General features: G+C 48.0%; 12 protein-coding genes and 2 pseudogenes. 1 reads left to right on the top strand and 13 read right to left on the bottom strand.

Going from position 1 to position 10,330, the window contains the following annotated elements:
* From Q0238_RS07070 to dsbD, 12 genes and pseudogenes are all read right to left on the bottom strand, one after another.
* Positions 1-253: pseudogene (locus Q0238_RS07070) on the bottom strand (penicillin-binding protein 2); the annotation flags it as partial.
* Positions 250-738 (bottom strand): hypothetical protein, encoded by a 489-nt coding sequence (locus Q0238_RS07065; protein WP_297944386.1) that lies wholly within the window; start codon positions 736-738, stop codon positions 250-252. The gene Q0238_RS07065 and the pseudogene Q0238_RS07070, both read right to left, overlap by 4 nt.
* Positions 705-1,502 (bottom strand): GNAT family N-acetyltransferase, encoded by a 798-nt coding sequence (locus Q0238_RS07060; RefSeq protein WP_363317127.1) that lies wholly within the window; start codon positions 1,500-1,502, stop codon positions 705-707. Before Q0238_RS07060 ends, Q0238_RS07065 begins: the two co-directional genes overlap by 34 nt.
* 712 nt (positions 1,503-2,214) lie before the next feature.
* Positions 2,215-2,514, bottom strand: a pseudogene (locus Q0238_RS12280) (GTPase); the annotation flags it as partial.
* Positions 2,511-3,026 (bottom strand): lipopolysaccharide transport periplasmic protein LptA, encoded by a 516-nt coding sequence (gene lptA / locus Q0238_RS07045; protein WP_297944381.1) that lies wholly within the window; start codon positions 3,024-3,026, stop codon positions 2,511-2,513. The gene lptA and the pseudogene Q0238_RS12280, both read right to left, overlap by 4 nt.
* A complete protein-coding gene (lptC, locus tag Q0238_RS07040; protein ID WP_297944378.1) occupies positions 2,990-3,523 on the bottom strand; it encodes an LPS export ABC transporter periplasmic protein LptC in 534 nt (177 codons plus the stop codon). Before lptC ends, lptA begins: the two co-directional genes overlap by 37 nt.
* Positions 3,524-3,578: 55 nt before the next feature.
* Positions 3,579-4,067 (bottom strand): HAD-IIIA family hydrolase, encoded by a 489-nt coding sequence (locus Q0238_RS07035; RefSeq protein WP_177389116.1) that lies wholly within the window; start codon positions 4,065-4,067, stop codon positions 3,579-3,581.
* A gap of 86 nt (positions 4,068-4,153) precedes the next feature.
* Positions 4,154-5,101, bottom strand: coding sequence for a substrate-binding domain-containing protein (locus Q0238_RS07030; RefSeq protein WP_297944376.1), 948 nt, complete (start codon positions 5,099-5,101; stop codon positions 4,154-4,156).
* A gap of 1 nt (position 5,102) precedes the next feature.
* The gene (locus tag Q0238_RS07025) at positions 5,103-5,240 is read right to left on the bottom strand and encodes a hypothetical protein (RefSeq protein ID WP_297896117.1); all 138 of its coding nucleotides are present in this window, start codon (positions 5,238-5,240) and stop codon (positions 5,103-5,105) included.
* An 8-nt stretch (positions 5,241-5,248) separates the two neighbouring features.
* Positions 5,249-5,473, bottom strand: coding sequence for a hypothetical protein (locus Q0238_RS07020; protein WP_297944372.1), 225 nt, complete (start codon positions 5,471-5,473; stop codon positions 5,249-5,251).
* A gap of 245 nt (positions 5,474-5,718) precedes the next feature.
* Positions 5,719-6,297 (bottom strand): imidazoleglycerol-phosphate dehydratase HisB, encoded by a 579-nt coding sequence (gene hisB, locus Q0238_RS07015; protein WP_297944369.1) that lies wholly within the window; start codon positions 6,295-6,297, stop codon positions 5,719-5,721.
* Between the two features lie 48 nt (positions 6,298-6,345).
* Positions 6,346-8,319 (bottom strand): protein-disulfide reductase DsbD, encoded by a 1,974-nt coding sequence (gene dsbD, locus Q0238_RS07010; protein WP_297944366.1) that lies wholly within the window; start codon positions 8,317-8,319, stop codon positions 6,346-6,348.
* A gap of 108 nt (positions 8,320-8,427) precedes the next feature.
* On the opposite strand from dsbD, the gene ppk2 reads away from it, so the two are divergent.
* The gene (gene ppk2 / locus Q0238_RS07005) at positions 8,428-9,330 is read left to right on the top strand and encodes a polyphosphate kinase 2 (protein WP_297944363.1); all 903 of its coding nucleotides are present in this window, start codon (positions 8,428-8,430) and stop codon (positions 9,328-9,330) included.
* Between the two features lie 845 nt (positions 9,331-10,175).
* Here ppk2 and Q0238_RS07000 read toward each other — a convergent pair.
* Positions 10,176-10,310 carry a hypothetical protein gene (locus Q0238_RS07000; protein WP_005869088.1) on the bottom strand — a complete coding sequence of 45 codons (135 nt, stop codon included), beginning with the start codon at positions 10,308-10,310 and terminating at the stop codon, positions 10,176-10,178.
* Between the last annotated feature and the right edge of the window lie 20 nt (positions 10,311-10,330).

Below are 10,330 nucleotides of genomic sequence, written 5' to 3'. Positions count from 1 at the left end.
GCTCGCTTTGCAGCGCGGCGTCTTTTAGATGTGGCGCGATGGATAGCGAAAAGCCGAGATTGTTTATCGCAAGCGGGCGGCCTTTGGCGTCTAAAATTTGACCGCGCACCGGTGGGATGTATTCGGTAGAGATGACGTTGTTTTTAGCGACCTGCTCGTAGAATTCGTTTGATTTGATCGAAAGATAATAAATTCTAACCAAAAGCATGCTAAAAAATAGTATCACAAAAGCAAATACGAACTTTAGCCTCATACCAGCCGCCCCTTAAAAAAGAGCAGAGCAAGCAAAATTTCAATCACGATGTAATTTAAATACTCGCCGCTTAGGGGCAGATACTCGCTCTTTTTGATCGTAGAGATCGCGTTGCTCACCACAAAGACCAAAACATAGCTAATCATCACGTAAAAGCAGATCAAAAAATTTCTAAATTTAATATATTTAAATGAATTTTCATAGACCACGAAATAAAATATACAATACGCGATAGCCACGCTAAATAGGTTAAATCCGTGGATCTGCTCGGCGCAAAATAGATAAAAAATAGAGAAAAACCAGGTAAAGCCGAACTTTTTAAATTTCACGTCGTTTTCGTATTTTTGCACCACCATCGCCGTGAAAAAAAATCCAATCAGCGGCGGCAAGCCTCTATACACCGCACTTAGAAGCAGGTAAAAAAGAACTCCCGCGCTAAAAAGCGTGTCCGCTATAACGTATAGATAAGTGCGATTTCGTTGCATACCGGAAACTTTTTGCATTTAATACAATCAGCCCAAATTTTTTGCGCGGGCAGCTCATCCTTTGGGATTTCGGTAAAACCCAGCCGCTCGAAAAATTCCTTTTGATAGGTGAGCGTAAATACGCTTTTTAGCCCGTAAAATCTCGCCTCATCTAGCAGCTCGTTTACGATAGCCCTGGCAATGCCCTGCCTGCGAAACTGCGGAGCGACGATGAGCGAGCGCACCTCGGCAAGATCTGCATTAAAAATTTTAAGCGAAGCAAAGCCCGCTAAAATTTCGGCTTCTTTTAGGCACTGCGATTCGCAGGGCTGCGAACGTTTGGTTTGAAAAACGCCCGCGCTTTGCGAATATTTGCTCCGTAAAATTTGCTCTTTGCCCGCTTGTGCGCGGCTCGCCCCGGATACGGCTTGCGCTGCGCTTTGCGGCGTAGCTAGTTGCGACGCGAAATTGCCCGCGGCATCTTCAGTCGAATTTTCAGCAGGGTTTTCAGCAAAATTTTCGGCGGAGCTTTGTATTAAATTTAAATCCGAGCCGCACGCTAAATTTAAGTAGGAATTCTCGGCTAAATTTAAATCGGAATTCTCTTTAGAATAAAAGCTCGTATCCGCCTTAGAATCGCAGCCGAACGCCAGCACGTATGAGCGGATATTGGCAGCTATCTCATCGCTTTCAAGCGGCAAGATTACGCCGTTTTGCACCTCCTCTTTTACGAGCTCCTGCATACGCGAAATATCGCAAAGGCGCGCCTTTTTTAGCCGTATCATCTAAAATTTTCCCTAATCTTTGCGCGATCTTGGCGGCGCATTTTATATCCGCTGAATTTAATTATTTTGAAATTCTGCGCCGCAAAATTTAACGTATTTAAATTTAGAAATTTCATAATCCAAACGCCCCCCGCACGATGATTTCGCGCGCTTTCGCAAGCCCGCTGCCTTTTAGCGTCGAGACCAAAACAGCCTGCGGATCGTACCTCAAAAGCTTTGCGCGCTCGCTTTGGTTGAGCTTGTCGGCTTTGGTGTAGAGCCTCACGACCTTTTGATCGCCGCGCAGAAAACTAGCGAGATAGTTTTGCAAATTTTTATCTATCGCAAGATCAAACTGCCTCGCGTCGATGAGATGGACGAAAAGCTTGATATTTAGGCGCTCTTTGATAAATTCGTCGAGATTTTTTTGCCAGATATAATGCAGTTTTTTAGAAACCTTGGCATACCCGAACCCAGGCAGATCCACAAAGATCAAAGAGATATTTTCACCCAAGCTCGCAAGATCCGAAAAGGCGGGGTTGCCCGCTAAGCTTAGCGCGGATCTACCTGTAAAATTTAATTCGGAGTTTTGCGCGGAATTCGGCGCAAAACCTGCCGCAAGATCTGTCTCGCGATCCGATCTAAAATCTGCCGAAGCGCTTTTTAAATTTAAAACGGATTCCTGCTTTAAATTTCGCTCAGACGCCGCAGCCTCCGCGCGCTCTTGCGCGCAATTTGCAGCCGAGTTTAAAGCCCCTTTACTCGCCAGATCGGGCGGTGTTTCGGTTTGCAAGCCGTCCGAATCTGCGGCAAGCTTTTGTTTAAATTTAACTTCAAAAAAATTTATCAGCTGCGTTTTGCCGGGAGTCGAGCTTGATTTGGCTAGATTTTTGCGCCCGGTAAGCGCGTTTATCAGGCTGCTTTTGCCGACGTTTGAACGCCCCAAAAACGCCACTTCGCTCATAGCAAACTCGGGCGCACCCGCGATATTTGCGGCGGAGGTGATAAACTGCGCGCTGCTAGGATAGATCATTTGTTTTGATCTTCGACCTGAAAGATCAGACGCACGGGCTTTTTCTCGCCGCCGCCGCTTTTTACTTCGTAGGTGCCCTTTTGGCGATTTACGATGATTTTATCGCCGTAAACCTCCTTTTTGGTCTCGGCCTCGTGCAGATAGGCGTTGTTTTCGAGCGTGTAGGCCTCGATAGTCGGATCGTAGGTCAGCACGCCGCCCTTGCCGTCGTAATGCTTCTGATTGAGTAAAATTTTAAAATTTGCGTTTCCCGTAGCGACATATTTGGTAGGCTGGCGCTTGGCGTCGAAGTAGATCGTCACTTTATCGGAATTTAGCGTATCATAAGCGCCCTTTTTGATGCGAACGTTGCCCGTCAGCACGCTGATCTGCTTGATCTCGTCGGCGAAAAAATTATCCGCCGTGACCTCGACCTGCTCCTGCGCGGCACTGAGATTAGACGCGCCAAAGCTAGTAATTAGCGCAGCTGAAAGTATTAGTTTGTGGAGTTTTGATCTTTTATTAAATACCATGCGTGGATTCCTTTTGAGTTTGTTTGTTTGGTTTTGGTGTCGTAGCTGATGCTTGCGCCCGTGATGCGGTCGCCGCCTTGGCGTAGCACGTACGGCACGTCGGAGCGGACGATCTTGCTACTCGTATCGTAGATGATCTCCTGCGCCGTGTAATCAAAGCCTCTGCTATTTACATAGTGCGCATCGCCGTTAAATTTTATCAGCTCGCCTGCGCGCGTCGCGGTCTTTGAAACCAAAGTGTGATTTAGATCTGCGCTAATCTCCTCGGCTTTAAAATTTACAAACTCGTCGCGATCCTTATAGCGAGTGCCGCCGTCCGCGGTAAATTTAGCATCCACGCGCTCGCCGATCTGATAATCGACGATCTTTTTCATCTCCATATTCGCAATGCTTAGATCCTGTCTAAACATATCGCTAAAATACGGCGTCTGCACGCTTAAAAACACCATCGCGACGCAAAAGATCGCAATCGCGACGTAGAAAATTTTTATCACCATCGCTCGGTCCTTCTTGATCTGCGCAGAATTTTGCCCCTCGCGCGCGCTTGCAAAATTACAGCCATTTGCTATTCCACTCTTCGCGCATGCCGTTTTTATCGACGAGTATTTCGATCATCTCGCGCACTGCGCCGCAGCCGCCGTTTTTGCTTAGCGCGACGTCCGCTTTTAGCGAGCTTAGCGCATCGGCAGGCTTGAAGCTGATCGCGACCGCATTTAAAAGCTTCGCGTCGTTTATATCATCGCCGATCGCGGCGGCCTCATCGAAGCTTAGGTTAAAATTTTTTAAAATTTGCTCCGCCCTTGAGAGCTTGTCTTTTTCACCTTGAAAGAGCGTATCGATCTTTAGCTCGCGCGCGCGGTTTGCGACGATTTGCGAGCTTTTGCCGGTGATGATCGCGACCTTTAGCCCCAGCCGCTGCCACTCCTGGATGCCAAACCCGTCTTTTACGTTAAATTTCTTCATCTCTTCGCCGCCGTTTGAATGGTACAGCCCGCCGTCGCTAAGGCAGCCGTCTACGTCTAAAAATATGATCTTTATCACTTCGTTTTCCGTTTTTTGAAATTTTGTGATTTTAACGAAATTTGGCTGAATTTTTGGCAAATGCCATATAAATTTAAGCCGCGATCTTAGCCCTTAATCGGCACGTAGCCGCTATTTTCGATGATGCTTTGCCCCTGCGGCGAAAGGATCCAATCTATCAAGATGCGGATATTTTCGTTTTTGTTATTTTCATCGTAAACCGCGTAAATTTCGGCTACGAGCGGGTATTTACGGCTAGCGATATTTTCTTTATTCGGATACGCGCCGTTTAGGCTAAGCATCTTCACGCCGCCGTTTTGCACGATCCCCTCGACGTAATAGCGAAACGAAAAGCCGATTGCACTGCCGAAAAAGCCCGTGATCTTGCGCTTAGGCTGCGTCTCGCCCATAAATTTCAAAAACGCGCTCTGGCTGCCGCTGCCTGTGTTTCGCTGCACGGCATCTATTCGCATACGCTCGCCACCTAGCTGCGACCAATCGTCAAACTTCCCAGAATAGATCCCTCGCACCTGATCCACGGTTAAATTAGATACTTTGTTATTCGCATTTACGATAAAGACGAACGCCTCCAGCCCGATCGGCACGAAGCGCAAGCGCGCGCCCTTTTCGCGCGCATAATCGAGCTGCTGCTTCGAAGGTGCGGCGACGAAAATGAGATCCGCCTCGCCGTCGCTTATGGCCTTGTACGCGCCGCGGGTATTGCTAAATTTAAGCCTGCTAGCACTCGTGAAATTTTGCCCGTCAAATTCTACGCTTTCCTTCGGATAGTTCGCCGCGACGAACGCCGAAAACACCGGATATAGCGCGGCTGCTCCGTCGATTATCGGCAGATCGCTGCTAAGCTTTAAGCTAGAGCTAACACGCACAATCTGCGAGCCCTGCTCAAACGGCAGAAATTTATGCAGCTCGATCGATTTAGCCTGCATCGTGACGCTGCTTTGATTTACGTATCGCTTCACGACGAGGCGGTAAAACGCAAAATCGAAAGCCGCCAAGCTAAGCAGCAGCAAAATGGCGATAATTGCACGCTTCATCTTAGTTGCCGTTCGCGATATAGGAGATGATCGAGCATTTGCTCTGCAGATACAGCGCCGCTGCGGTTAGCGCGCAAACGCTGATCGCCCACGCCGTAATTATTACTGCGATCGTTTTTTGAAAAATTTCATCGCTCATTTTATGCCTCACATATGCGCAAGCGCGCGGTCAAGTAGCCATAAAAAGCCGACCACCGCGCCCGTGGAACACGCAAGCGCAAGCGCAGAAAGGATCAGAAAAATTTTATCCTTTCTGCAGCGCGCGGGTTCGTTTTTTGATCTGATAAATTTTACTAAACGCACGACGAACCAAATAAACAAAACGATCGGCAGCGCGAACAAAAGGAAAATAAAAATCGAGAAAGAATCCATATCTCACCTTCAAAATTTAATACGCAAAGCGATATTTCGACGCAATGCGAGCGCAAAATTTTAGACAGCCTATACGCACGCCGCTGGTTTAAAATTTCAGCCAAGCGGCGCGCCTTTGCAAATCAATTCTAGCAAAGACGGAATTTCGCGGATTTTAAGCGAGCGGCGAGAGTAAAATTTCAAACGTCGATAAAATTTCAAAACCGCGAATTGCTAATTTTGCTAAATTTAGCGCGCATTTGCCGCTATAAAACGCCCTTAGTGCTAGGCACGCCGGCGCGCTCGTTGATACTTATCGCGCGACGAAATGCGACGGCAAACGCCTTAAACGCGGCTTCTGCTACGTGATGCAGATTTTCGCCGCGGATCTGGCTTAGATGCAGCGTTAAATTTGCGTTGAAAGCCAGAGCGCGGAAAAATTCCTCCACGAGCTCGGCATCGAATTCGCCGATCTTACCGCGCTTTAGGCTCGGGCAATCAAATACCAAAAACGCGCGATTAGAAAAATCAAGCGCGGTGCTTACGGCAGCTTCGTCCATCACGACGACGCTATCGCCGAAGCGCTCGATGTTTTGCGCGGGATAGATCGCCTCTTTGATCGCGCTTCCGAGCACGATGCCGCAGTCCTCGACGCTGTGGTGAAAATCGACCTGCAAATCGCCCTCGCAGCGCAAGCTCAGATCGATCCACGCGTGCTTGGCAAACGCGCTAAGCATATGATCAAAAAAACCGATGTCCGTTTGTATCTGCGCCGAGCCACGCCCGTAAAGCTCCAGCTCCAGCTCGATTTTAGTCTCTTTCGTAGCCCTATTTTTGCTTATCATCGCGCAATCCTTAAAACTAAATTTTGTTTGAAATCTATCTAAATTTCACTAAATTTCGGTTAAAATCTCAGCCAGCTTTTCGGAATTTACGCTGCCGATCTGGCGCAGGCTCGCAATCTCGGCGCCCTCTTTAAAAAACAGAATCGTAGGCGGACCGAATACGTTAAAATGCGTTTTTATCGCCCTATTTTGCTCGCTATCTTCGCTGAGATCAATCTTTAAAAGGCTAAATTTATCAAGCGCGCCGGCAAGCGCAGGATCTGCAAACGCTCGCTCGCTCTGCTCGCAATTTTTACACCAGCTAGCCCAAAAATCGACTATCACGGGCTTTTTGGAATTTTCTATTTCGCCCTGCAGCTGCGCCAGATCGCGTACAAACGAAAAATGCGCGCCGCTAAAATTTTGAGCGCTAGAAATTTTACCTGCCTGCAAGCCCTTGCCGCCCAAATCGCCCTCAAAATATCTCGCATTTTGCGGAATTAGATTACCAAGCGGCCTGGAAAAATCTTTCGCACCGCTGGCAAAGCCCGCGAGCAGCAGCGCCGAATACAAAGCGACCACAAGGGCTAAAGCGCGCTTGATCCCGCCCGCGCCGCTGTCAAATAGCCCCAAAAATCCTGCGAAGATCGCGCCTAAAACCGCGTAAATCAGCAGGCTTAAATTTTCGCCGATGAGCGTGCGCGAAATCCACACCGCCGTAAAAAGCAGCAAAAAGCCAAAAATTTTAGGCACCGCCTCCATCCAAGCTCCGGGCCTAGGCAATGCGCCGCCAAGCCCAACTACAAGCAGCAGCGCGCCACTTCCGAGCCCCAGCGCAAAAAGAGCCGCTGCGCCCAGCAGGATGTCGCCGCTGCCCGCAATGTAAACGAGCGCGCCCGCAAGCGGAGCGGAGATACACGGCGATACGACGAGCGCCGAGATAAGCCCCATCGAAAAAACTCCGATCAGGCCGCCAGCATTTTCGCTTTTGCTATTTAAGAAGCTTTGAAAGCGTGCAGGCAAGCGAATCTCATAAAATCCAAACATAGAAAACGCGAGCGCGGCGAATATGAGCGAGGTTAAAATCAGCGCGGGCGGAGTTTGCAGCAGGCCCTGTAAATTTTGCCCGAAAACCGCCACGAATGCCCCTAAAATCGCATACGAGCTCGCCATCCCGAAAATATACGCGAGACTTACGGCGAGGCTTTTTTTCGCGCTCGGCTTCGAGGAAGTTTTCGCCACGATGATCGACGAGAGGATCGGGATGAGCGGATAGACGCAAGGACTTAGCGAGAGCAGCACGCCGTAGCCGAAAAACAGCGCGATCGCGGCGATGAAGCTTTTGCCGCTAAGAACGTTTAAAATTTTATCCTGTTCGGAGATGGAATTTGCGCCGCGAGAAGTTTTTTGCGCGGAGGTTTCGTCGGAATTTAAAGCAGCGCTTTCCGCCGAGCTTGCCGCGGAATTTCCCACTACGTGAGAGTCCGCCATGGAATCTGTCTCTGCGCCCGCTGCTGTAGTATTGCTTTTAAAATTTACAGCCCCGCTCTGCGCGCTGTCTGCGGCAGAAATCTGCGCGAAATTTACGCCGCTTCGGTATCTTTTCAGCTCGGAGTTTGAAATTTTGCTGATCTCATAGCCCTCCACCACGCGCTTGAAGCTAAAGCCGAACTGCTGCGGCTGATAGCAAAAGCCCGACTTCGTGCAGCCCAAAAAATCGCCGTTAAGTACGAAATCATCGCTGTCTGCGGCATTTGCAAGCACGAGGCCCAAAGGCACGGCGATACTAAATTTGCCCTCGTAAATTTTATAATCCTTGTATTCGGTCGCGGCGGGCAAATTTATTAAATTCGTTACCTCCGCGCCGCCAATGAAAATTTTTATCTCGTTTTGATAGAGATAGACCCCGTCCGCGATATCAAAGCTTAGCGTTACGCCATCGCTTTGCGCCGCCGCGTTAAGCTTGAACGCATCGGAGGGTTTCAGGGGCTCGGCGCCCAAGCCTAAAAGAAGAAACGCTGCCAAAATAAGTGATCTGATCAAATTTTATCCTTTGAAATTTTTTCCTACATTCTAACGTAATAAGTATGAATTTATAGTGTAATATAAAGAACTTTTTTGTAAAATTCCTTAAAATTTTTAGGAGGCGATATGAGCAAAGAGATCAAAACCGAAACAGGCGAAATAGCACTGAAAGAGATAGAATTTAAAAGCTCAAAGTACGAAAAAATCTCGTTCAAAGACTACGAAACGCTGCTTGAGAGATACCAGATCGAGCTTTTGAAGCTGCAAAAATTCGTAAAAGAGAAGGGGCTAAAAATTTTGATTTTGATGGAGGGGCGCGATGCGGCGGGCAAAGGCGGCACGATCAAGCGTTTAACCGAGCATCTAAATCCGCGCGGATGCCGCATCGTAGCGCTCGAAAAGCCGAGCAACGTCGAAAAGACTCAATGGTACTTCCAGCGCTACGTCGCGCACCTACCCAGCGGCGGCGAGATTGCGATCTTTGACCGCAGCTGGTACAACCGCGCGATGGTTGAGCCGGTGATGGGCTTTTGCACCCACGCCGAGCATAAAGATTTCCTGCGCCAAGTGCCTAAATTTGAGGAGCTTTTGGTAAGTGCGGGGATAATTTTGTTTAAATTTTACTTTTCGGTCTCCAAAGAGGAGCAAAAAAGGCGCTTCGAATCGCGCCGCACCGACCCGCTGAAGCAGTATAAACTCTCGCCGGTGGATGCGAGATCGCAGGAGCTGTGGAATCAATACACGCTCGCAAAATACTCGATGCTGCTCGCTTCAAATACCGAGTTTGCGCCGTGGACGATCCTTGATAGCAACGACAAAAAGATCGCGCGACTAAACGCCTTCCGCTGCATCCTCTCACGCATAGACTATCCCGAAAAAATTGGTGCGAAGGAGCTTGCAGTGGATCCAAACCTCGTGCGAAACGGCACCAGGGAGATAGTCCTAATGGAGGATAGCCAAAAAAGCGAGGCTTGGCGCAAGCTGGAAAGCCCCTCCCGCAAGAACAAGAAGGATAAGAAAAAGGGTTAAATTTTAAGAATTTGACGGAATTTGCGGTGCGGATTGGGCTTGGATTTCGCCAAAGAGAGTTTTTGGAAAAATATTTGGTGCAGTAAAAGTAGTGCGGGTCTTATTTTGCTTTAACCAAAGCTTCCACGGCTAGGCTGCCTTTGCTTTTGATTAAAGTCCTAGTTTGCCGCCTCCTTTCATTAAAATTTTTGCTCGCACTTCTCCTGCTTCCGATTAAAAGCCCAGCTTAACTATCTTTTGATTAAAGCCTTTTCTCGCGCACGGCTTGCCCCATCTTTTGATTAAAATCCTTCTTTTCTGAGCTGCCTTAGTTTTTATAAAACGCTATTTAATCGCCTTTGATCGAAGCCGAATTTAAGCCGCCTTTGCCGAGCTCCTCATCTGCCCGTATGCGCGCCGGCTCCTGCTACGGGTAAATTTATTTCGTTTGAGTTTAAAATTCCGGCACACCAGTGCTCGATTAAATTTTGATTCATCGAGCTACGTTTGCCAGGGGAAGCCTTACTTCGCTTTGTCTTGAATTAAATTTATTTCATCCGGCGGCTTTGCTGGCGCGCAGAATTTATATCAAAATTTATAGGCACTAAATCAAATTTTAAGAAGCGATTGCGAGTTAAATTTAAGATCGTATATGCCGAAGTATAAAATTTGGAATCAAATCGGCCGGCACCCAAAAAGTAAACAAGTAAATCAAAATTTTAAAGCGAGAGAGGTTGGCGGCATTCATTTAAGCCTTGTGTCAAAGAATGCCGCGCGCGGCCGCAGCGCAAGAAAGAGATATCTGCGCTACAAACGCGATCTGTATTTGCCGCTGGGAAACATAATAATATGCTCCCGAATGGCGCTCATTTTTTAAAATTTTTAAAAAATTTTTTCAAAAGCGCCTTGTAAAAGATCGCAAATTTCGACTCTTTTTTCTCATAAATAACGCGAAAGACGCCCTGTAGATCCAGCTTTTCTTGCAAAGTAATGTTTTGCACTCTACTCTCCTATAAGTTTT

It is taken from the genome of uncultured Campylobacter sp., assembly GCF_938045775.1.
Lineage (GTDB): Bacteria > Campylobacterota > Campylobacteria > Campylobacterales > Campylobacteraceae > Campylobacter_B.
This window is presented reverse-complemented; position numbering and strand designations above follow the sequence as displayed.

What these genes read in the sequence shown, in the direction of transcription:
- Q0238_RS07020 (WP_297944372.1), bottom strand. Translation starts at nt 5,473, where the DNA reads ATGGATTCTTTCTCGATTTTTATTTTCCTTTTGTTCGCGCTGCCGATC.
- Q0238_RS07060 (WP_363317127.1), bottom strand. Translation starts at nt 1,502, where the DNA reads ATGATACGGCTAAAAAAGGCGCGCCTTTGCGATATTTCGCGTATGCAG.
- Q0238_RS07065 (WP_297944386.1), bottom strand. Translation starts at nt 738, where the DNA reads ATGCAACGAAATCGCACTTATCTATACGTTATAGCGGACACGCTTTTT.
- ppk2 (WP_297944363.1), top strand. Translation starts at nt 8,428, where the DNA reads ATGAGCAAAGAGATCAAAACCGAAACAGGCGAAATAGCACTGAAAGAG.
- Q0238_RS07025 (WP_297896117.1), bottom strand. Translation starts at nt 5,240, where the DNA reads ATGAGCGATGAAATTTTTCAAAAAACGATCGCAGTAATAATTACGGCG.
- hisB (WP_297944369.1), bottom strand. Translation starts at nt 6,297, where the DNA reads ATGATAAGCAAAAATAGGGCTACGAAAGAGACTAAAATCGAGCTGGAG.
- lptA (WP_297944381.1), bottom strand. Translation starts at nt 3,026, where the DNA reads ATGGTATTTAATAAAAGATCAAAACTCCACAAACTAATACTTTCAGCT.
- lptC (WP_297944378.1), bottom strand. Translation starts at nt 3,523, where the DNA reads ATGGTGATAAAAATTTTCTACGTCGCGATTGCGATCTTTTGCGTCGCG.
- Q0238_RS07030 (WP_297944376.1), bottom strand. Translation starts at nt 5,101, where the DNA reads ATGAAGCGTGCAATTATCGCCATTTTGCTGCTGCTTAGCTTGGCGGCT.